The sequence below is a fragment of the Methylobacterium sp. J-070 genome, assembly GCF_022829385.1.
Taxonomy (GTDB): domain Bacteria; phylum Pseudomonadota; class Alphaproteobacteria; order Rhizobiales; family Beijerinckiaceae; genus Methylobacterium.
This window is the reverse complement of the sequence record NZ_JAKSXX010000190.1, coordinates 58,874-80,797: the sequence shown is the minus strand read 5'-3', so window position 1 is coordinate 80,797 and position 21,924 is coordinate 58,874. Positions and strand designations below refer to the sequence as shown.

17 protein-coding genes and 1 pseudogene are annotated in these 21,924 nt (G+C 69.7%); 3 read left to right on the top strand and 15 right to left on the bottom strand.

From position 1 onward, the window contains the following. The 13 genes from MKL01_RS20670 to MKL01_RS20610 all read right to left on the bottom strand — a co-directional run bounded on the left by MKL01_RS20670 (position 1) and on the right by MKL01_RS20610 (position 15,843). The gene (locus MKL01_RS20670; protein ID WP_243907069.1) at positions 1 to 879 is read right to left on the bottom strand and encodes a branched-chain amino acid ABC transporter permease; all 879 of its coding nucleotides are present in this window, start codon (positions 877 to 879) and stop codon (positions 1 to 3) included. A 75-nt stretch (positions 880 to 954) separates the two neighbouring features. Further along, positions 955 to 2,199 carry an ABC transporter substrate-binding protein gene (locus MKL01_RS20665; RefSeq protein WP_243907068.1) on the bottom strand — a complete coding sequence of 415 codons (1,245 nt, stop codon included), beginning with the start codon at positions 2,197 to 2,199 and terminating at the stop codon, positions 955 to 957. A gap of 40 nt (positions 2,200 to 2,239) precedes the next feature. Continuing rightward, the gene (locus MKL01_RS20660; RefSeq protein WP_243907079.1) at positions 2,240 to 3,046 is read right to left on the bottom strand and encodes a putative hydro-lyase; all 807 of its coding nucleotides are present in this window, start codon (positions 3,044 to 3,046) and stop codon (positions 2,240 to 2,242) included. Positions 3,047 to 3,156: 110 nt separating this feature from the next. Then, positions 3,157 to 4,053, bottom strand: coding sequence for a LysR family transcriptional regulator (locus tag MKL01_RS20655; protein ID WP_243907067.1), 897 nt, complete (start codon positions 4,051 to 4,053; stop codon positions 3,157 to 3,159). Positions 4,054 to 4,258: 205 nt separating this feature from the next. Further along, on the bottom strand, positions 4,259 to 5,548 hold the full coding sequence (locus MKL01_RS20650; RefSeq protein ID WP_243907066.1) for a cystathionine gamma-synthase family protein: 1,290 nt from the start codon (positions 5,546 to 5,548) through the stop codon (positions 4,259 to 4,261). A gap of 220 nt (positions 5,549 to 5,768) precedes the next feature. After that, positions 5,769 to 6,173: an oxalurate catabolism protein HpxZ gene (hpxZ, locus tag MKL01_RS20645; RefSeq protein ID WP_279604761.1), complete on the bottom strand. Its 405-nt coding sequence runs from the start codon at positions 6,171 to 6,173 to the stop codon at positions 5,769 to 5,771. Next, the gene (locus MKL01_RS20640) at positions 6,174 to 7,355 is read right to left on the bottom strand and encodes an amidase (protein ID WP_243907065.1); all 1,182 of its coding nucleotides are present in this window, start codon (positions 7,353 to 7,355) and stop codon (positions 6,174 to 6,176) included. Next, positions 7,352 to 8,968, bottom strand: coding sequence for an ABC transporter ATP-binding protein (locus MKL01_RS20635; protein ID WP_243907064.1), 1,617 nt, complete (start codon positions 8,966 to 8,968; stop codon positions 7,352 to 7,354). Before MKL01_RS20635 ends, MKL01_RS20640 begins: the two co-directional genes overlap by 4 nt. Continuing rightward, complete coding sequence (locus MKL01_RS20630) at positions 8,965 to 9,792, bottom strand: ABC transporter permease (protein ID WP_243907063.1); 828 nt, start codon at positions 9,790 to 9,792, stop codon at positions 8,965 to 8,967. Before MKL01_RS20630 ends, MKL01_RS20635 begins: the two co-directional genes overlap by 4 nt. A gap of 2 nt (positions 9,793 to 9,794) precedes the next feature. Continuing rightward, complete coding sequence (locus MKL01_RS20625; RefSeq protein WP_243907062.1) at positions 9,795 to 10,766, bottom strand: ABC transporter permease; 972 nt, start codon at positions 10,764 to 10,766, stop codon at positions 9,795 to 9,797. A gap of 4 nt (positions 10,767 to 10,770) precedes the next feature. Continuing rightward, the gene (locus MKL01_RS20620; RefSeq protein ID WP_243907061.1) at positions 10,771 to 12,390 is read right to left on the bottom strand and encodes an ABC transporter substrate-binding protein; all 1,620 of its coding nucleotides are present in this window, start codon (positions 12,388 to 12,390) and stop codon (positions 10,771 to 10,773) included. Positions 12,391 to 12,694: 304 nt separating this feature from the next. Next, entirely contained in the window at positions 12,695 to 14,275 is a 1,581-nt protein-coding gene (locus MKL01_RS20615; RefSeq protein ID WP_243907077.1) for a GMC family oxidoreductase, read from the bottom strand. Positions 14,276 to 14,283: 8 nt separating this feature from the next. Then, on the bottom strand, positions 14,284 to 15,843 hold the full coding sequence (locus MKL01_RS20610; protein WP_243907060.1) for an ABC transporter substrate-binding protein: 1,560 nt from the start codon (positions 15,841 to 15,843) through the stop codon (positions 14,284 to 14,286). 194 nt (positions 15,844 to 16,037) lie between these two features. Here MKL01_RS20610 and MKL01_RS20605 point away from each other — a divergent pair. Then, positions 16,038 to 16,226: pseudogene (locus tag MKL01_RS20605) on the top strand (microcin ABC transporter ATP-binding protein); the annotation flags it as partial. Positions 16,227 to 16,235: 9 nt separating this feature from the next. Here the strand turns inward: MKL01_RS20605 and MKL01_RS20600 are convergent. Next, on the bottom strand, positions 16,236 to 18,272 hold the full coding sequence (locus tag MKL01_RS20600; protein WP_243907059.1) for a molybdopterin-dependent oxidoreductase: 2,037 nt from the start codon (positions 18,270 to 18,272) through the stop codon (positions 16,236 to 16,238). Between the two features lie 80 nt (positions 18,273 to 18,352). Between MKL01_RS20600 and MKL01_RS20595 the strand changes: the two genes are divergently transcribed. After that, positions 18,353 to 19,252 (top strand): fatty acid desaturase, encoded by a 900-nt coding sequence (locus tag MKL01_RS20595; RefSeq protein ID WP_243907058.1) that lies wholly within the window; start codon positions 18,353 to 18,355, stop codon positions 19,250 to 19,252. Next, positions 19,249 to 20,283 (top strand): alpha/beta fold hydrolase, encoded by a 1,035-nt coding sequence (locus MKL01_RS20590; protein WP_243907057.1) that lies wholly within the window; start codon positions 19,249 to 19,251, stop codon positions 20,281 to 20,283. The genes MKL01_RS20595 and MKL01_RS20590 overlap by 4 nt, the downstream gene beginning before the upstream one ends. Positions 20,284 to 20,685: 402 nt before the next feature. Here the strand turns inward: MKL01_RS20590 and MKL01_RS20585 are convergent, their stop codons facing one another. Next, a complete protein-coding gene (locus MKL01_RS20585) occupies positions 20,686 to 21,882 on the bottom strand; it encodes an efflux RND transporter periplasmic adaptor subunit (protein ID WP_243907056.1) in 1,197 nt (398 codons plus the stop codon). Between the last annotated feature and the right edge of the window lie 42 nt (positions 21,883 to 21,924).

The following is a 21,924-nucleotide window of genomic DNA, read 5'->3' as shown; positions in this document are numbered from 1 at the left end:
TCAGAGCCTCCCGAACAGGCCCTGGGGCCGCACAAGAACCACGAGGAGGTAGAGGGCGTAGACGCCCACCGATTTCAGGGAGGGCGGCAGAACCAGCGTCGTCGCCGCCTCGACCAGCCCGACGATCAGGCCTGCGGCCAGCGCGCCGAAGATGCTGCCGAAGCCGCCGAGCGCCACCGTGACATAGGCGATCAGCGCGAAGGTGCCCCCGACGCCGGGATGAATGTAGTAGAACACGGTCAGCACGGCGCCCGCGAGACCGACGAGCGCCGCACCGAGTCCCCAGCCGAGGGCGAAGACCCGGTTGCGGTCGATGCCGACCAGGGCGACGGCGCCCTGATCCTCGCGGGTCGCCTCCAGGGCCCGGCCGAAATCGGTCCGCGTCATCAGGAGGAACAGGCCGCCGAAGGCCGCCAGCGAGACGAGGGCTCCGAAGACCTGCGGCCAGGGCAGGTAGACGCCGCCGAGGTCGAGGGTCTTCCCTCCGAGCCAGGACACCTGGAGGCTGCGGTAGTCCGGTGTGAACAGGTACTGCGCGACGCCCTGGAGCAGGATCGCCAGGCCGAAGGTCGCGAAGATCTGCACCATGCCCTGGTTGGCCTTGGCCCGCATCGCGAAGCGGACCACGCCGAGGTAGACGGTGCCACCCAGCACGAACATCAGCGCGGCGACGAGCGGCATCAGCACGATCGGATCCAGCCCGGACACGACGACGAGCCCGAAGGTCGCGTACATCGCCAGCATCAGGAATTCGCCGTGGGCGAAGTTGACCACGTCCATCAGGCCGAAGATCAGCGACAGGCCGACCGCGACGAGGCCGTAGATCAGCCCGGTGAGCAACCCGCTCGCCAGCACCTGCACGAGGGCTTGCATCGTCATCGGTGTGATCCCGGGCAGGTCCGAAGGAGGGAGGGTCGAGGGCTGATCGGTCACGCCCGGGCGCGACCCGTCCGATCAGGCGTTCATGGGCCAGATCGCCGGGGCGACGGCGGCGGATTCGGGGAACACCGTCACGAACGTGGTGCCGACGTACTGGATCAGCACCGGCGTCGCGTCGGGGTTCTGGCCGCCCGCGTCGAAGATCACTTTCTTCCAGGGCATGATCGTGCGCGTGCCGGGTATGTCGGTGGCCGCGAGCGCCGCGCGCAGCTTGGCACCGTCGGTGGAACCGGCCCGGTTGAGGGCGTCGGCGAGCACGAGCATCGCCGTGAACTGGCGCGAGGTGTTGTCGTTCAGGTCCCGATCGGCGCGCTTCCTGTACATCGCGTTGACGATGCCGACCGAGGGGCGCTTGGCGGCGAGGTCGAGGGAGAAGCTCGCGCGCGAGATCAGGCCCTGGAGCTTGTCGCCGACCGCGTCGTAAACGGATTTCTCGGAGAAGCCCGCCGCCTGGGCGATGATGGCCTTCGGCTTGTAGCCGAGTTCGCCCATCGTCTTGGTGAGCAGGATGGCATCGTTGGTGTAGCAGGTCGGCAGCAGCACGTCGGCGCCCGCGGACTTGAGCGCCTGCACCTCGGCGGTCAGCGAGGGCGAATTGCTCTTGTACTTCACGTCCGCGGCGATCCTGTAGCCGCGCTCGTTCGCGAGCTTGCGCTGCACGTTGGACGAGTCGATGCCGTAGATCGTGTCCTCGTAGAACAGGGAGACCGAGTCGATCGTCTTGCCCTGCTTGCGCAGGCCGTCCATGAAATCGAACATCGCCGCCGAGAACATCTCGTCGTTGGCGGCCGGCCGGAAGAAGTACTTCAGGTTCCGGCGGCTCAGGCTGGGCGAGGAGGAATCGGCACAGACGAAGGGCACGCCGTAGCGCTCGCACACCGCGCTCACGGTGGCCGAGACGCTGGACTGATAGGCGCCCACGATCGCGATGACCTTGTCCTGGGTGATCAGGCGCTCCGCCTCGGCGCGGCCCTTCTGCGGGTCGCCCTGGTGGTCGGCGATGACGAGGCGGATCCTGGCGCCGCCGAGCCCTTCGAGGCCGGCGCCCTTGGCGGCGGGCAGGTCGAGGTCGTGGCTCTCGTTGATCACGTCGAGCGCCGTCTCGAAGGCGTGGCGGGCATCGACGCCGTTCTGGGCGCTGGCGCCGGACAGGGCGTACAGCACGCCGACCACCACCTCGTCGGCGGCCGTCGCGCGCTGGGACCCGAGGCCCGCGAGCGCCAGGGCGCCAGCGGCCAGAATTTCGCGACGACGCAGCATGGGGCGTTCTCCAAAAGGGACGGGCGCCGGAATGCGGGATTCACGCCATCGCGAATTCGGCGTTGAGCCGGTCCGTGATGAGCATGCAGCCCGGCGCGTGGGTGATCGCGAAATCCGGGCGGGCCGACGCGATCACCGACTGGGGGGTGACGCCGCAGGCCCAGAACACCGGGATCTCGTCATCGCCGATCCGCACCGGGTCGCCGTAATCGGGAGCGGCGAGGTCGCGGATGCCGATCAGGTCTGGCCGGGCGAGATGGACGGGCGCGCCGTGGACCCGGGGATAGCGGGCGGTGATCTCCACCGCGCGGATCGCCTGCGCCGGGGTGAGCGGGCGCATCGAGACCACCATCGGCCCGGCGAACGGCCCGGCCGGGACGCACGGGATGCTCGTCCGGTACATCGGTACGCGCACGCCCATCTCGACGTGGCGCAGGGGCAGTCCGCCCTCGACGAGGGCGGCCTCGAACGAGAACGAGCAGCCGATGACGAAGGCTACGAGGTCGTCGCGCCAGAGGTCGGCGACCTCCGTCCGCTCCCCGACCACCGCGCCGTCGCGCCAGATGCGGTAGCCGGGCACGTCGGTGGCGAGATCGAGGTCGAGACCGAGGTCCGGGATCGTGCGGCTGCCGGGGCGCGACTCGCCGATCACCGGGCAGGATTTCGGGTTGCGCTCGGCGAACAGGCGGAAATCATCGGCCAGCCGCTCGGGGAAGACCGCGAGATTTCCCTGGACGTAGCCGTCCGCGACGCCCGCCGTGCTGCCGGGGATCGTCCCGTCGCGGCAGGCGAGCCGGCCCTCGAGGCCGGTCCAACTTGCTCGGACCGTCGGATCACTCGCGGACATCGTCGCCGTGGACGCCATCACCGACCTCTTCTGCCTTCGTATGCGGCAAGCCTATCCGATGGGCATCGGAGGTCGAATTATCTTTTCTCATCAGTATTCATAAGTCAGGCTTATGGACGGCTGCACCAGTCGACGGCGATGCTGCGGGCGATCTCGGCGGCCGCTGCGGCGAGACGGTTATCCGGCACGTTCTCGTAGGTCGCGGTGAAATCGATGTCCGGAAGACGGACCGTCGTGTCGACGACGCGCAGACGCCCATCCGCCAACTCGGCGCGCACGGTCTCGGCCGGGATCACTCCGACGCCGATAGCCTCCACCGCCATGCGTACGATCGTCGAGAGCGAGGCGCTGCTGTAGAGCCGCGGCGGCGGCAGATTGGAGCGCGCCAGGAGCTCGCGCAGCTGGGCATAGGGGTTGGTGTTGCGGGGATAGGTGATCACGGGATGCCGGACCAGTTCGGCCAAGCCGATCTCGCCGTCGCCGAAATCGAGGCTCGGCGCGGCGATCCAGGCGATCGAGAACCGGCAGAGCGGGACATTGATCAGGTCCGGCGCCGTGATGGGCCCGACGAGGAAGGCGAGGTCGAGTTCGTGGCGTGCCAGCGCGTCGCGCATGTTCGGCGAGACATCGACGGAGAGGTCGACGGCCACGCCGGGATAGGTCCGGCTCATCGCCTCGATGAACCGCATGAGCCATGTGTGGACCAGGGTCTCCGATGCGCCGAGCCGCAGCACGCCGGTCGTCGCCGCGGGATTGGCGACGGCGCCCATCATCTCGGTGCGCAGGCGCAGGAAGCGCTCGGCATAGCTCAGGAGCTCACGGCCTTTGGGCGTGAGGACGACAGCCCGGGCGTTGCGCTCGAACAGCGGCAGACCGAACTCTCGCTCCAGCGCGGCAATCCGCTGCGAGACCCCGGGCTGCGTCATGTTCAATCGCTCCGCCGCGCGGCTAAAGCTGCCGAGGGTGGCGGCCCAGTAATAGACGTCGAGGCTTTTGAAGTCCGGCATGGCGCTTCGGATGCAGGGCGTGGACCGTTCAGGATGGGCGCCCAACGCGCGGATACGAGAGCATACCCGCGTCGTCGGCCTATCCATGGCTCCACTACGGCGACGACGGGCTTGATCAGCGCGACCGAGGCGATCGAGCGGCCGCCAGGCGATCAGTCAGCCGAGAAGCCTTCGCAACCCTGCCAACCACGACGTGGGGGGCCGCTCAGCCGAGGACAGCGAGAGCCGCGGCGAGGTCGGCGATCAGATCGTCTGGATGCTCGATTCCGATTGACACCCTAATCGTCGCGTCCGTTATCCCGAGACGGTCGCGCACAACCTTTGGCACACCCGAATGGGTCGTGGAGGCGGGATGGCTGGCGAGTGATTCCGTGCCGCCTAGGCTGACGGCGAGCTTGAATAATTGAAGAGCGTTGAGGACTTGGAACGCCTCTGCCTCGCTGCCGACGATGTCGAATGAGAATGTCGAGCCTGGTGCCGCGCATTGCTCGGCATATACGTGCGCCTGCCGCGATCCGGGCTCTAGATGCGCGAGATGGTGAAGGCGCAACACCTTCGGATGCGCCGCCAGCATGCGGCCGACAAGTTCGCCATTGCGGTTGGCGGCACTCATCCGCAGCGTCAAGGTTTCGAGCGACCGACCGAGCATCCAGCAGGAATGCGGGTCGAGGCCGGTTCCGATCGCTGAGCGCAGCATCCGCACCGGCCTTATCCGCGCTGCTGAGCCGAGGGCAGCGCCAGCGATCAGGTCGGAGTGGCCGCCGACGTATTTCGTCAGCGAGTAGACCGAGATGTCGGCGCCGTGGCGCAGCGGGTGCTGGAAGAGTGGACCGAGCAGGGTGTTGTCGCAAACCACGACCGGAGCTTCACCGCCTTGTCGGGTGCCGATCTCGTCGGCGACCGCGCGGATCAGGCTGAAATCGACGAGGGTGTTGAGCGGGTTCGAGGGTGTCTCGATCATGATGACGCAGACCCGTCCCGCTTCGGCGGCTTGGTCAGCCACGGCGCGCACGCTCGCCGGTTCAATCCCGTCTGAAAAGCCAAACGGCACGATACCGAAACCGGCCAGGGTCTTGGAGATGAGCGTTTCGGTGCCACCATAGAGCGGCTGCGAGTGCAGGATCGTGTCGCCGGGCCGTGCGAAGGCCAGGATCGTGGTCGCGATCGCCGACATGCCGGAGGAGAAGACCAGCCCGGCCTCGGCCCCTTCAAACACCGCCAGCCGATCTTCGACGATCTCGCTGTTTGGATGATTGAAACGCGAGTAGACCAGCCCCGCCGCCTCGCCAGCCGGGGGTTCGCGCCGCCCGGAGACATAGTCGAAGAAGGCTTTGCCGTGCTCGGCGGACGTGAAGACAAAGGTCGATGTGAGGAAGACCGGCGGCTTCACCGCGCCCTCGGACAGGGCTGGATCGTAGCCATAGCCCAGCATCAGCGTTTCGGGATGGAGCGGGCGGTTGCCAAGCGTCTTCCTGTGGTAGCGATCGTCGGACATGCTTGCCTCGCTCCGACCCGGCTCCAGCCCGGGGCTGAACAGCTCGGTTGCGCTTTCAATCCGGTCTTCCGGACGAAGGAGCATGGCATAGCCGCGCCCGCTTCAAAACGTTGCGACGGCCTCAAAGAGCCTGGGCAAGCGGCAGCGCACAGTCACTCTTGGCCGTGCGCGGAATGGCTGCTTCGGAGAAAAACTGACAGGAAAGCAGCCCGCCTACGGCCTATAAGCGATCCGCAGCCGGCATGATTGACACGTGAGCGGACACCACCTTCCAACCGCGGTCGGGTAGGCGCATCCAAGTCTGGCTTTGACGCCCGATGCCGGGCTTGCCGCGCGGCTTGAACTCCAGATTGACCGTGGCGAAGTCGTTCCCGAGCGTCAGGATCTCCAGCCGGATCCGCGCCTCCTTGGTCCCCCCCGGCGGCGGATCGGCTGCGACGCGTGCGGCGTGGACCTCGGCAAAGCCGTAGCAGTTCTCATGGAGGGCGTAGCGGATCGTGTGCGGACTGTCCCAGAAGGTCTCGTCGAGCACGGCGACATCCTTGTCGACGAGCGCCCGCTCGTAGCGCTCGAACAGGGCGGTAATCTCGGCCACGACCTCGGGGCGGTTCACAGTCACGTCCATTCAGGCCTCCAGGGCGACCGCGGTGCGGATCAGGTCGAGGTCGGTTCCACGCGCACCGAGGATCGACAGGCCGACCGGAGCGCCGTCGACTTGTGCGCCCGGCAGATTGACCTGCGGGACGCCGGTGAGGCCGCCGTGGCTCGTCAGGCAGGCGATGCGCTCCCGCAGGGGATGCAGTTCGCCGAGCGGCAGCCCGCGCAGGGGCGCCGGGAACGGCGTGGTCGGAAGGCACAGGATCGTGCCGGGGGGCAGAAGCCGGGCGAGGCGCGCCCGGGCCTCGATCCGCATCAGGCCCGCGGCGCTCCGCTCGGCGTCGGTCATCATCGAGCCCTGGATCAACGATCGGGCGACCGAGAAGGCCATGCGGGGATTGCAGGCATCGAGCCAGGGCTCGAAGGTCTGCCACGCCTCGCTGCTCTGCAGGACGCGCTGGGCCCGTTGCCACACGGACAGGCCCTGCGGCGCCAACGTCACGTCGCGGCGATTGCCGATCAGGGAAGCCAGACGATCGATCTGCGGAGCCAGTGCCTCCTGAACCGCGGCGTCGGCGAAGCCGAGCGCGTCGGCGGCCACGAGCAGCGTGCGCGGCAGGTGGTCCGGCATCCCTCGGCCGAACAGCACCGCGCCGACCCGCGCGAAGGTCACCGCGTCCCGGGCGAACCAGCCGCAGGTATCCGAGCTCGGCGCCTGCACGCAGATCCCGGAAAAGTCGATGCGGCCGTGCGTCGGCCGGATGCCGTAGAGGCCGCAGAAGCTCGCCGGCACGCGCACGGAGCCGCCGGTATCCGTGCCCAGGGCGAAATCGCAGGCGCCCGCCGCCACCGCGGAGGCAGAGCCGCTGGACGAGCCGCCGGGTACCCGATCGGGCGCCGCGGGATTGAGCGGCGTGCCGTCGTGGGCGTTCTCGCCGAGGATGCCCAGCGAGACCTCGTCGGTCACGGTCTTGCCCACCACGGAGGCGCCCGCATCGAGCAGCGTCCGCACCACGCCGGCGTGGCGGGTCGGCGTCGGGTAGACCCGCGGCCAGTCCGGGTTGCCGCCCCCGGTGGGGGTGTCGGCGACGTCGATCAGGTCCTTGACGGCGAAGGTGAGGCCGGCGAGCGGTCCCGCCGCGGATCCCGCGACGCGGACGCGCGGCCCGGGCAGGAAGGGATCCGTCGAAATCGGTTGCTCGGCTGTCATGCTGGGATCGATTCCTGCCATTGGGCGCCGGGCACGGCGGCGAACAGCGCCTTCGTGTAGGGGTGCTTGGGCGCGAAGTAGATCTCGGCCGTGGGCGCGACCTCGACCACCTGACCGGACCGCATCACGGCGATCCGGTCGCAGATCTGCAGCGCGACCCGGAGATCGTGGGTCACGAACAGCATGCTGAGATGCAGCCGCGCCTTGATGTCGGCGAGCAGCGCCAGGACCTGCGCCTGCACGGAGACGTCCAGGGCCGAGACCGGTTCGTCGGCCACCAGGATCTCGGGCTTCATGGCGAGCGCCCGGGCGAGCCCGATCCGCTGGCGCTGGCCGCCGCTGAACGCGTGCGGGTAGCGCTGCGCCGCCGCGGGGTCGAGGCCGACCAGCGCCAGCATCTCGCAGGCCTGGACACGCGCGATCCCGGGTTCGGTGCCGTGGATGATCGGCCCCTCGGCGACGATGTCGACCACGCGCTGGCGCGGATCGAGGGAGCCGTAGGGGTCCTGGAACACCATCTGCACGCGCCGGCGGTGCGGGCGCATCTGGCGGCGGCTCAGGTCGGCGACGCTGTGCCCGGCCAGCAGGATCTCCCCGCTGTCGACGGGCATCAGCCGGGTGATCGCCCGGGCGAGCGTGCTCTTGCCCGAGCCGCTCTCGCCGACGAGGCCGAGGGTCTCGCCCCGCCGCAGCGTGACGTCGACGCCGTCGAGGGCCCGGGTGACGCGGCCCCCGAACAGGCCGCGGGCCGCGTAGGTCTTCTCGACCTGCCGCGCCTCGACCACCAGGGGGGCGGTGGTGGCGGCGCGGCGCGGCGGCGGCGCGAGCTTCGGCACGGCGGCGATGAGCGCGCGCGTGTAGGGATGCTTCGGCGCCCCGAGCACCGAGGCCGCGGGCCCCTGCTCGACCAGGACGCCCTTCTGCAGGACCGCGACCGTGTCGGCGATGTCGGCCACGACGCCGAAATCGTGCGTGATGAACAGGACGCTCGTGCCGTGCTCGCGCTGCAGCTCGCGGATCAGGTGGAGGATCTGCGCCTGCGTGGTGACGTCGAGCGCCGTGGTCGGCTCGTCGGCGATGAGCAGCCGCGGGTTCAGCGCCAGCGCCATGGCGATCATCGCCCGCTGCCGCTGGCCGCCCGAGAGCTGGTGCGGGTAGGCGCGCAGCATCCGGTCCGGGTCGGGCAAGTGGACGCTCGCGAGGAGCGCGAGGATGCGCGCCCGGCGGTCGGCGCGCCCGAGCGTCGTGTGGATGCGCAGGACCTCGTCGATCTGCCGCCCGATCGTGTGGAGCGGGTTGAGCGCCGTCATGGGCTCCTGGAAGATCATCGCGATGCGCGCGCCCCGGACGCGCCGCATCTGACGCGGCGGGATCGCCGCGAGATCCGCCCCCTCGAACTGGATGCGCCCGCCCGCGACGCGCACCCGCGGCCCCGGGAGCAGCCCGAGGATCGCGCGGGCCACCATCGACTTGCCCGATCCGCTCTCGCCGATCAGGCAGGTGACCGCGCCGGGCCGCAGGACGAGATCCAGATCGGTGACGGCATTCGGACGGTCCGCGCCGGGCGGCAGCGTGATGGTCAGTTTCTCGATCTCGAGGACGGCGTCGCTCATCGCTCTCGGAGCCTCGGGTTCAGGACCTCGTTCAAGCCGTCCCCGACGAGGTTGATGGCGAGGACGGTCAGCAGGATCGCGAGGCCGGGGAACGTGCAGATCCACCACGCCGACCGGAGGACCGCGCGGCCCGAACTGATGATCAGGCCCCAGCTCATCACGTTGGGATCGCCGAGACCGAGGAAGGCGAGCCCCGCCTCGATCAGGATCGCCGTGCCGATCAGGAGCGTGCCGACCGTGATGATTGCCGCGGTGCAGTTCGGCAGCATGTGGCGGAAGACGATGCGCGCGTCGCCCGCCCCCAGGCCGTCGCAGGCCAGCACGAACTCGCGACCGCCGAGCGCCACGAACTCCCCGCGCACGAGGCGGGCGATGCCGGGCCAGGAGACGGCCACGATGGCCACGACCTCGCTGGAGAGCGACGGCGACAGGATCGCCACGATGAGGATCGCCAGCACGAAGGCGGGGATCGTCTGGAAGAACTCCGTGAGCCGCATCAGCGCGACCTCGACGCCGCCCCGATAGTAGCCGGCGAGCCCGCCGATCAGGGTCCCGAGCAGGATCGCCGCCCCGGTCGCGCTGAGGCCGATGATCAGGGAGGTGCGGGCGCCGTACGCGATCTCCGCGGCCACGTCCCGTCCCAGCGTGTCGGTGCCGAGCAGGAACTGGCCGCCTGGCGGCTGGAGAGCGGGGCCGACGAGGCCGAACGGATCGCCCGGATAGAGGAGCGGCGTGAGCGCCACGAGGGCGACCAGCCCGAGGAGCACCATCGCCCCGGCAAGCGCGAGGCGGTTGCGCGCGAACCGCGCCAAGCCCGTACGCATCGCTAGAGCTCCAGCCGCGGATCGAGGCAGACGTAGACGAGGTCGACCGCGAGGTTGATCACCACCACGAGGCAGGCGGAGACGAAGAAGATGCCGAGGAGCAGGTTGAGGTCGCGCGACTGGAGCGCGTTGAAGGCCAGCGTGCCGACCCCCGGCCAGCCGAACACCGTCTCGACCACGATCGAGCCGCCGATCAGGTTACCGGCCTGCACGCCCGCCATGGTGACCACCGGCAGCAGCGCGTTGCGCAGGACGTGCCCGGTCATCACCCGGGCCTCGGTCTGGCCCTTGGCGCGGGCGGTGGTGACGTAGTCCATGCCGACCTGCTCCAGCACGGAGGCGCGCATCACCCGGGCGTAGACCGCGAGGTAGAACAGCGCGAGCGCCACCGCCGGCATGACGAGGTGGCGGCCGACGTCCCAGACCTCGTCCCAGCCCTCGTTGTCGGCGCCGACCGTGTCGTAGCCGCTGGTGGGCAGCCAGCCGAGGCGGATGGCGAAGACCACGATCATCATCAGCCCGAGCCAGAAGCCCGGGGTCGCGTAGGCCACGAGGCTGACGAGGGAGATGAGTGCGTCGCGCCAGGAATTGCGCCCGGTCGCGGCCACGAGGCCGAGGAGCGTCCCGATCACCAGCGCGGCCGCGAAGGCGGTCAGCATCAGCAGCCCGGTGGGCCAGAGCCGGTCGACGATCAGGCTTCCCACCGGGCTGTCGTTGCGGAACGAGTAGCCGAGATCGAGGTGGAGCATGTTCAGCAGGTAGACGCCGAACTGCGTGGCGAGCGGCTGGTCGAGGCCGAACTTGTGGCGCAGCTGCTCCATGTATTCGGGGCTCGCCGCCCCGCTCTCGCCGGCCAGCACGGAGGCCGCGTCGCCGGGGGCGAGGTGGATCAGGAAGAAGTTGAGCACGACGATGCCGAGCACCACCGGGATCGACAGCAGCAGCCGGTAGCCGAGGAAACGCGCGAGCCGCACGGGACTACTTGTCCATCCAGGCCCGCTCGAAGGCTTGCTGGGTTCCGAGGGGGCCGGTCGTGTGGTCCTTGAGGCGCCGGTTGAAGACGCTGACGTACTGCACGTCGATGAGCCAGATCATCGGGCTGTCCTCGGCCAGGATCTGCTGGACCTCCTTGTAGAGCGCGGCGCGCTTCTCGGCGTCCGGCTCGCGCGCGCCCTCGCCGAGCATGCGGTCGACCTCGGGGTTCGAATAGAAGGTGTCGTTGACGAAGGTCACGCCCTTGCGGATCTGGCTGGTGAGGAACTGCTTGTTCAATCCGTAGACCGGGTCGACGCCCTGGCTGAGGAACGGCTCGTTCAGGTCGTAATCGTAGTTGGTGTAGACGCGCCGCAGCCAGGTCGCGGTGTCCTCCGAGCGGAGCGTCACGGCGATGCCCACGCCGGCGAGCGCCTGCTTCAGATACTCGGCCTGCCGCAGCCACTGCTCGCCGAAGGAATTCACCTCCAGGTGCAGGGCGAAGCGGGTCCCGTCCGGGCCGCGCGGGGCGCCGGCCTCGTCGAGCAGCCGGTTGGCGATGTCCAGCCGGTCCGGCACGTCGTACTGGCGGACGGCGTCGGTGTAGAGGCCGGCGGTCTTGAACTTGCGGCTGAGCGGGCCGGTGGCGGGCAGGCCGTAGCCGAACATCACGTCCTTGAGGATGACCTTGCGGTCGATGGCGTAGGCGATCGCCTGGCGCACCGCCTTCTTCTGGAGCTGCGGGTGACGGCCGTTCAGCTCCAGGACGCTCTGGGCCGGCGTCATCTCGTAGCCCTTGGTCGTCAGATCGAGGATCGGGTTGGTCTTCATCCGCGCGAGGTCGGCGTAGTTCACCGCGCTGTACCCGGCGAAATGCGCCTCCCCCGCCTCCATGGCGGCCGAGCGCGTGGCCGCGTCCGGGATGAACCGGGCGACGATCCGGTTGAGATACGGCAGGCCGGGCTTCCAGTACTGCTCGTTGCGGTCCAGGCGCACGGACTGGCCCCGCTCCCAGCTCACGAACTTGAACGGCCCGGTGCCGATCGGCTTGTTGGCGCTGGGGTTCTGGAGGACGTCCGTGCCCTCGAAGACCGAGCGGCACAGGATCGGCAGGTCCCGCCCGGAGAGCGCCTTCATGATGTAGGGCGCCGGATTGGCCAGCCGCAGGATCGCGGTCATCGGGTCCGGCGTGTCGACGGCCACCAGTTCCGCGAGCATGACCGGCGCGATCGGATTGTACTTCTTCAGGATCTCCATGAAGGAGTACTGCACGTCGGCGCTGGTGAACGGCTTGCCGTTGTGGAAGCTCACGCCCTCCTGCAGCTTGAACGTGATGGTCTTGCCGTCGGGGGCGACCTCCCAAGACTTCGCGAGGTTCGGCTGCGGGTTCTGGTCCCAGTCGTAGGTGCACAGCCCCTCGTAGACCTGCGTGGCGATCGGCGGGATGTTGCCCGCCGACACCGCGTAATGGGCCAGGGTCGAAGGCTCGGGATGGACGATCATCACCATCGTGCCCCCGCGTTTCGGCTCGGCGGCGCGGGCGCCGCTCGCGGCTGCTGCGAGGCCGAGGGGAAGCGCCAGAACCGTGCGGCGGGAGAAGTTGGTCGCGTCGAACGTGCGGGGCAAGCCGGAGAACTCCTGAAGCGTCCGGCCGGTTCGCAACACGCGTGCCATACAGATGAGACGTCGACGGATCCATTACGCCGCAAGATTGAGGGTATTGTTTCGTGCAACCAGTCGGTTGCCCTGAAGGATCAAGCACATCATCAGGCTGACTTCGTCCGATACGGGCATTATAATGGCCGGTTCGACCTGCAGGTGGCTGGTCGGCACACCGCCATCACGACAGCTTTACGACGATCGGGCCGCACGCATCGGGCTGTGAAACGGGCGCAGGCCTGAGAACCGGGGAAACGCCATCGCCACGCGTTCAAGACGATCCAGCCCTCGCCTCACGCATCCGCCGCGCAAGATTTTCGCCGATCATCACGCAGGTGAAGTGCAGGTTGGCCCGGCAATCGCTCGGCATGATGGAGGCGTCGCAAACCCGCAGCCCAGCGAGTCCACGAACCTTGAGATCGGGATCGACGACCCCGGACGGGTCCTGCCGGCCGGTCATGCGGCACGTGCCGGCGGCGTGCTGGATGTCGCCGGCCTCGGCGAGCATCAGGGCATCGAGGTCCGCGTCCGGAAGGCGCGCGGCGTCACCGATCGCGAGCGGGCTCTCGCCGAACCGGATCGCCGTCGCGAGATCGGCCAGGGCCGGATGCTCGGTCAGGCCTGCCAGACGGCGCACCGCGTCGCGCATCCGCAGGCGATCGCGCGGGTCATCGAGCATGTTCTCCTCGATGACCGGGTTGGCCTCCGGATCGGCCGCGGTGAGGTGGAGCGTCCCGCGCGAGAACGCCTCGTAGAGGCCGACGCCGATCGCGCCCTGCGGCGTCGGCTCCGGCCCGGTCAGGGTCCGATGATTGTAGGCGACGAAGATCATGTCGCGCTCCCCGCCGCCCGCGAGGCCGCTCGAATAGGTGACGCAGCAGTTGGTGTGGCGTGCATCCGGGGCAAGCGCCCGGTGACCCGGCTTCAGATCCAGTGTCGCCCGCAGGATCGGATGGTCCATGAAGTGGCGGCCGACCGCCTCGTGTGCCTGCCGGACGGGGATGCCGAGGGCGCGCAGCGGCTCGGCCGGGCCGATCCCGGAGCGCATCAGGATGGCCGGGCTGTGGACGGCGCCGGCGCAGAGCACGATCTCGCGGCCATGGATCTCGGTCCAGGGCTCCGCTCCGAAGCGTACGCGCAGGCCAACGGCCCGGTGGCCCTCGAACAGGACGCGGTCGACCAGGGCCTCGCAGCGGATCTCGAGGTTCGGCCGGCCGCGGGCCGGCTCCAGGTAGCCGTCATTGGTGGTGACCCGGTGACCGTTGCGGCTGTTGATCGGGTTGCACGAGACGCCCTCGCCCGTCGGCGCGTTGAGATCCACCTTCCAGGGATGGCCGGCTGCGAGGGCGGCCGCGCGGAGCCCCAGATCCACCGCGCCCCAGGCATCCGCCTTCGCGCGATACACGGGGAGCGGACCGCCGCGACGGCAGCCGTCCTCCAGGCCGAAATCGGCATCGTCTTCGATTCGGTCGAAGAGGGGCAGCACATCCGCGGAAGACCATCCGGTGCAGCCCTGCTCCGCCCAGGCGTCGAAGGCCGCTGGGACACCGCGGATCGCGATCTGCGCGTTGACCGTCGAACTGCCGCCGAGCGCGCGACCGCGCCAGTAGAAGCGGGGCTCCTGCGCACGGGTGCGCCGGCTCATCAGCCCCGGCCACTGCCAGTCCGCCTGATGCGCCGGATCGTACATGAACGGGATGATGTTGGCCGACCGCAGGGCCGGCGGGGCCTCGTGCGAACGCCAGTCGCGCCCGGCCTCCAGCAGCAGTACCCGACGACGCGGATCCTCCGACAGGCGGGCCGCTAGCGCCGCCCCGGCGGAGCCGGCACCGACCACGACGACATCGTACAGCGCGGCACTCATCGCTTCTCGACATTCCAGAAGAGCGGGACGGCCGAGGGGATCAGGCCGGTGAGGGCGGTCCTGTAGGCTGCGGGCTGCGCGAACTGGCCGAACGGGACGACCAGCCCCTCGCCGTAGATGATGGCCTGGATCTCGCCCGCGATCGCGCGCCGCTTGTCCAGATCGGGCTCCCGAGCGAAGCGATCGAACAGGCCGACCACGCGCGGGTCGCACATGAATCCTGAGCTCGCCGCGTCCTTGCAGTTGAAGTTGATGGCCGAGTTCGTCAGCGGCGAGCTGAGATCGAGCCCCAGGGCATGGATGCCGAAGACGCTCCACCCGGCCTTCTTCGTGCGGCGCGCCAGCAGGGCCGCCCAATCCAGGACCTGCACGTCTACGGTGAAGCCGGCCTGCTTCAGCCGGTCGGCCAGGATGGTCGAGGACACGCGCGCCGCCTCGAGATCGTTGGCCACCATCACGATCACCGGCTCGCCCTTGTAGGCGGTCGCCTTCAGGGCGGCCTGTGCCGCCGCCACCGACGGATCGTGCAGGAGATCGGTCCCGACATGCGTCTCGTAGGGCGAGCCGCAGATGAAGAAGGCGTCGCAGGTCTGGGAGAAGCGGGACTCGAGGCCGAACCCGTCCAGGACCTCGCGCTGGTCGACGAGCCTCAGCAGGACGCGCCGGATCGCCGGGTCGTCGAACGGCTTGGCCGCCGTGTTGATGCGGTAATGGCCCGTGAACCGATGCGGGCCGGTGAAGTTCATCACCGCCAGACTCTTGTTGCCCTCGATCTGCTCGATCAGATCGAAGGGCGCGTACTGCATGAAGTCGATCTCGCCGGCGCCGAGGGCGCTCGTGGCAGTCGCCCCGTCGGGGATGACGCGGATGTCGAGGGCGTCGACCTTCACGAGCTTGCCGCCGGCTAGGAAGTCGGCGGGCTCGGGACGCGGCCGATAGTCGGGGTTCCGGCGCAGCAGCATGTGGTCGCCGGGGATGTGCGCGGCGCGGTCGTAGACGAAGGGACCGGAGCCCACGACCTCCGCGAGTTGCGTCGCGGGCGGCGTCGCTGCGAGCCGGGCCGGCATGATGAAGGGCGTGGGGGTCGACGTCGTGCCGAGCGTGTCGAGGACGAGGCCGTAGGGCTCCCGCAGGGTCAGCACGAAGGTCCGGTCGTCCACGGCGTCGAGGGCGGCGGTCACGTCCATGAGCCGGCCGGCCAGCGCGCTGCGGGCCGCCCAGCGCCTCAGCGAGGCGACGCAGTCGGCGGCCCGGACGGGCGCGCCGTCGTGGAAGCGCAGCCCATCGCGCAGGGTGAAGCGCCAGGTCAGGCGGTCCTCCGACACAGACCACGTGTCGACCATCTGCGGCCGGAACACGCCCTCCGCGTCCGGCGCGAACAGCGTGTCGTAGACCATGAAGCCGAAGGTCCGCGTGATGTAGGCCGTGGTGAAGTAGGGATCGAGGGTGACGATCTCGGCTTCCAGCACCGCCTTCAAGGTCGTCTCCGCTCCGGCGGAGGCCGGCGCGAACCACGCCGCGGCCGCGAGCAGCCCGGTAAGCCAGGATCGTCTCATACGCATTCACCCTCTGTCCCGGGCCCGGTAGGCAAGCCGGATACCAACCCTCGCACGCCACCCCCCGGTCGTGCAGCGTCGCCAGCGAGCGCCGGGCGAGGGCGTTGGGCGCGGTTTGCCGACTCGGAAGGGTCCAGCTGTCCCACCGTCCGGCAACTGGCCTGGTCGATGCATTGTTGGCTGACGCGGCCCCGGTCGCCGCGCGGATCGCCGACCAAGTGGCGGTGATGCAGCGGGGCCGGATCGTCGAGGCCGGTCCGGCCGAGACCCAGTTCGCCGCGCCCGCGCATGCCTACACGCGGGGTCTGATCGCGGCGATCCCGGGCCGGCGCCTGTTCGGCGGCCTCGGTGACGCGCCGGGGCCCGAGGCGCTGACGGCCTGAGTGCCCGGCTCAAGCCGCCCGGACCCAGACCGCTGTGTCGTGGAAAGCGGCGCCGTCGTTGGGCGCCGCCGGCGCGGCGCCGATCAGGGTGTTGATCCCGCTGCCGCCCGCGAAGGACGCGCTCGGCCACAGGCTCTCGACCACCACGACGCCCGGCTGCTGCCCCTCGGCGAGGCGCGCGTGCAGCCGGACCCGGCCGCGGCCATTCCCGATCTCGATGGCGTCGCCCGTGCCGATCCCGAGCCGCGCCCCGTCCTCCGGGTGGAGCAGGCAGGTCGGCCGTCCCTCGCGGCGGAGCGACTCGGCGACGTTGGTGAAGGTCGCGTTGAGGAACTGGCGGGCCGGCGGGGCGATCATCCGGAACGGGTGCTCCACATCGGCGGGCTCGGCCACCGGCCAGTGGTCGGGCAGGGCCGGCATCCCGGCCGCGCGGGGGCCGAGCGCCGCCCAGTCGGGGGCGAAGCGGAAGCGCCCGTCCGGATGGCCGAATCCGTTGAGGAAGTGGCTCTCGGCGAAGTCCGGCTGCGCGTCGATCCAGCCCTCCGCCTCCAGCCGGTCGAGCCCGCCCCAGCCCGAGCGGGCCAGGGTCGCGTCGGCAAGATCCCGGGCGCTCAGCCGGAAGCCCGCATGGTCCGCGCCGAGCCGGGCGGCGAGCGCGCCGAGCAGCGCGTGGTTCGAGCGGCATTCCCCCGGCGGTTCTAGGATCGCCGGCCCCGCCTGGATATGGCTATGGCCGCCGGCCCCGTAGATGTCGTCGTGCTCCAGGAAGGTGGTTGCCGGCAGGACGAGGTCGGCCAGCGCTGCGGTCTCGGTCATGAACTGCTCGTGCACGGCCACGAACACGTCCGGCCGCATCAGGCCCGCGCGCACCCGGGCGCTGTCGGGGGCCGAGATTGCGGGATTGGCCGACTGGATCAGCATGGTGCGCACCGGCGGCCCGCCCTGCAGGGCATCGGGATCGTCGTCGAGGATGGCGCCGATCCGGCTCATGTCGAGCTCGCGCACGCCCGGCGCCTTGATGTCGAGCCCCTCCGTTAGGGTCTTGTCCCAGTTGAAGATCGCCGCCTGCTGCCAGAGCGCGCCGCCGCCCTCATGCTGCCAGGCGCCGGTCACCGTCGGCAGGCAGGTCACCGCGTGCAGGTTCACGGCGCCGTTGCGGCTCCGGGTGAAGCCGAAGCCGCAGCGGATGTAGCTGCGCGGCGTCCGGCCGTAGAGGGCCGCGAAGGCCTCGATCGCGGCGGGCTCCAGGCCCGTGATCGCCGCCGCCCATTCGGGCGTGCGCGACGCGAGATGCGCCTCCAGCGCCGCCGTCTCCTCGGCATGGGCGGCAAGGTAGGCCCGGTCCGCATACCCGTCGCGGAACAGGACGTGGAGAACCGCGCAGGCCAGGGCCCCGTCGGTGCCGGGTCGGGGCGCGAGATGGAGGTCGGCGGCCGCCGCAGTGCCGGTGCGGTAGGGATCGATCACCACCAGTTTGGCGCCCCGATTCTTTCTGGCGCGGCTGATGTGGGTCATCGCGTTGACCTGGGTGCTTACCGGGTTGCCACCCCAGACCACGATCAGGTCCGACAGCGCCATCTCGCGGGGATCCGGCCCGGCGATCCGGCCGACCCCGGCGCTCCAGCCCGCGATCGCGACCGCCGTGCAGATGGTGCGCTTGCGCCGCGAATAGCCCATCGCGTGGGTCAGCCGGTGGATGCCGTCGCGCTGGACGAGGCCCATGGTCCCGCCCGAATTGTACGGCCAGACCGCCTCCGGCCCCCACCGCTCCGCCGTCTCCGAGAGGGCTGCGGCCAGCCGGTCGAGCGCCGCGTCCCAGTCGATCCGGCGCCACTGGCCGCTGCCCTTGGCGCCGACGCGTTCGAGCGGGTGGAGGATCCGGTCGGGATGGTGGACGCGCTCGCCGTAGCGGCTGACCTTCGCGCAGATCACCCCCGCCGTGTAGGGGTTGTCTCCGCCCCGGACCGAGACGACGCGGCCATCCGCCACCTGCACGTCGAGGCTGCAGGCGGAGGGGCAATCATGGGGGCAGACGGTCCGGACCAAGCGACGAACTCCCGTGGCACCGGCATGGATGATGCAAAGCCCGTGCGTTTTCGAGGCGCCGAGGCGGTTGGAGGTAACATATGGCTTCGGCCGGCGGACGGGTTCTCACGGGTACGGAGGTGAAGGCGCTGTCGCAGCGCTCGGACCTGCGCGGCGCGATTCGCCTCGGCGCGCATGTCTCGATGCTGGCCGGCACCGGCTGGCTGGTCTGGCGCGCGGGCCCCTGGACGCTCGTTCCCGCCATGCTTCTGCTCGGGATCGTGCAATCGGCCCTGTTCGCGCCGATCCACGAGACGATCCACCTGACGGCGTTCCGGACCCGAAACGCTAACGCGATCGTCGGCTGGCTGGTGGCCTGCCCGTCGCTGCTGAACTGGCACTTCTACACGGCCTTCCACCTCGCCCATCACCGGCATACCCAGGATCCGGAGCGCGATCCCGAACTCGCGCTGATGCCGCCCTCGACGCTCGACGCCTATGTCTGGCGCATCCTGGCGCTGCCCTACTGGCGCACGCGCCTACAGGTGGTCTGGGCCGGCCTGCGCGGCGATCTCTCGGCCTACCCGTTCATCACCGATCGGGCCGCACCCCGCATCGTCCACTCCATCCGGGCGATGTGCGCCGTCCTGCTCGCCGGCTCGGTCCTCGCCATGGTGCTGGTCGGCTGGTGGGCGCCGCTGGTGTTCTGGATCGGACCGCAGCTTCTCGGGCAGCCGTTCCTGCGGCTCTACCTGCTCACCGAGCACACGCTCTGCACGATGGACGACAACGGCCTGACCAACACGCGCACGACCTTGACCAACGGTCTGATGCGGCTGCTCATGTGGAACATGCCCTTCCACACCGAGCACCACCTCTACCCGTCGATCCCGTTCCACCGCCTGCCGGACGCCCACGCGGCCATGCGCGCGCGGCTCGGCGTTCTGCAGCGGGGCTACGCCCGCTGGCACATCGGCTTCGTGCGGACGCTGCGCCCGTGAGCGCTTGGCCGACCGACACCGGAACCTTCAAACTCGGGGACCTGCCCCTCCAGTCGGGTGACGTCCTGCGGGGCGCTTCTCTGCGCTGGAAGACGCACGGAACCCTGTCGCCCGAGCGCGACAACGTCGTGCTCTACCCGACGAGCTACGCGGCCCAGCACCCCGACCTCGAGTGGCTGATCGGGCCCGAGGGGGTGCTCGATCCGGGCCGCTGGTTCATCGTCATCCCGGACATGTTCGGCAACGGCCTGTCGTCGAGCCCGTCGAACACGCCGGACTGGCCCGGCCTCGTCACCGCCTGGGACAACGTCCACGCCCAGCGCCGCCTGCTCGCCGAGACCTGGGGGATCGCGCGCCTGCACGCCGTCTACGGCTGGTCCATGGGGGCGCAGCAGGCCTACCACTGGGCGGCGCTGTTTCCCGAGCAGGTCGCCCGGGCGGTGATCAATTGCGGCAGCGCCCGGACCGCCACCCACAACCGCGTGTTCCTGAAGGGCCTCATGGCGGTGTTGGAGGCGGCGCCGGAGCATCGCGGCGCCGGGCGGTTCTCGGCCGAGCCGGCCGCCGCGCTCCGGGCCTTCGGGCGCATCTACGCGGGCTGGGCGCTCAGCCAGGACTTCTACCGGTCCGGCCTGCACCGCACCGCGCTCGGCGCCCCGGACCTCGACACCTTCCTGCGCACCGACTGGGAGGAGCGCTTCGCCCGCCGTCCGGCAGCCGATCTGTACGCGCAGCTCCGCACCTGGGACGCGGGCGACATCAGCCGCGACCCGCGCTACGGCGGCGACCTCGCGCGGGCGCTGGGTGCGATCACGGCCCGGCTGCTGCTGATGCCGGGCGAGACCGATCTCTACTTCCGCGTCGCCGACAACGCCGCCGAACTGCCGCACCTGCGCGAGGCCGTCCTGCGGCCGATCCCGAGCCTCTGGGGCCACCGTGCCGGCAATCCCTCGACCAACGCGACCGATGCGGCCTTTCTCCGCGACACCGTGCGCGCCTTCCTGGCTTCATCCAACCCGGTCACCCCCTGATCGGCGCGACTTGCGCCCGACATCGGCGCTGATCGGCGCGAAATCTTGAGCGTCGGGTGCAAACGGGATCTGCGTCCGGACGAAGCGGACTCAGTCAAATCACTGCGTCGACCCCGTATCGCAGGCGAGACGCCGCTCGGCCGTGCCCCGTGTCCGCTTCAGGGATGCTGCCGATGGCAGGCGGATGACCGAGATGGGCGCAAAGTCGAACGTCTGGTTCTGCGTGCGATGACGATCCGGCGTGAGGTAGTCTGGCCGGAAGCCGTCCGTCTGTTGCGGAGCCTCAGGCGCGGCAAAGCGGACGGAGTCCGACTCCGGTTCTGGCGGATCCTCTCGATCAAACCGGTCCAAGGACCGCCAGCCGATTCGGTGCGACTGCTGTCCTTGAAGGGTTCTGCGGGGTCACTCCGCGGATGCGGTGTGCGGGGGGGCATCCTGCCCGGCAACACGGACGAGGTCTCCGGAAGCTAGGAACTCCTGCGGGTTGTCGATGAGCCGATCGGCAATTGTGAGGCCTGCGCGCACTTCGACGTCGTTGCCGAGGTTGCGGCCGAGCGTGACGGGCTTGAGCGCGACCCGGTTGTCGTCCTGGACCTGGGCGACGAGGGTGCCGTTGCGGTTGAACACCAGAGCGGTCGCGGGCACGCGCAGGGTCCCTGGGTTCGATGGCACGTGGAATTGCACCTCGACGAAGGCGCCCGGCCAGAGCCGTCCGTCCGGATTGTCGGCTTGCAGCTCGACGAGCCCCTTGCGCGAGTCCTCCGCGATGGCGTTCGCGGTCGAAGTGACCTCGGCGGTGAACGTCTCCTCCAGTCCCGGTACGCGCATGGATGCCTTGAGGCCCGGTTTCATCGCCCCGAGGAACGCCTGCGGGACATTCACGTAGACGCGCACGCGATGGATGTCGGAAACGCGGTAGAGCGGCTTCCCCGAGGTTCCGCCGGCTGTCAGAAGGTCGCCGATATCGACGTTGCGCGCGGTCACGACGCCGTCGAAGGGGGCCTTGATCTCCTTGAACCGCGTCAGCTCCTCCAGCCTCCCGACATTCGCCTGCTGGGCCACGAGGTTCGCCTTGGCGACCGACAGGGCCGCGGTGCGCGAGGCCGCGGTGAAGCGGTCTGTGTCGCCACGCTCCTCGCTCGACCAGCCCTGCGCCACGAGCCGGGTGGTGCGCTTGTTGGTGGCCGCGCTGAGGTCGGCATTCGCCTGGGCTTGATCGACCGCCGCCTGGAGCTGGGTGAGCGTGGCGCGCGCCTCGGCGAGCTGCTGATCGAGATCCGGTGCCGAGATCTGGATCAAGACTTCGTCCTTACGGACGCGAGCGCCCAAGTCCTTGTGCCACGTTGTGACGTAGCCGCTGGCGCGCGCATAGAGCGAGCCGGTGTAGTAGGCGCTGAGCGAGCCGGGCAGGCTCAAATCCTCGTTCATCGGCCCGCGCTGTGCGTGGACCACCCGCACGGTGGGTACCGACTGACGCTCGGTCCAGGCCTCGACCTCCTGCATGCCTTTCGCACGGTCACTGATGCCGACCCAGGCGAGCGCGGCGGCCCCGACCGCCACGCCCGACAGAAGTGTGGCCACGTTCCGCTTCGCGGGCATCTTGGGCTCCGGGGCGTCCTCTGGCGTATGCATGCGGCTTCC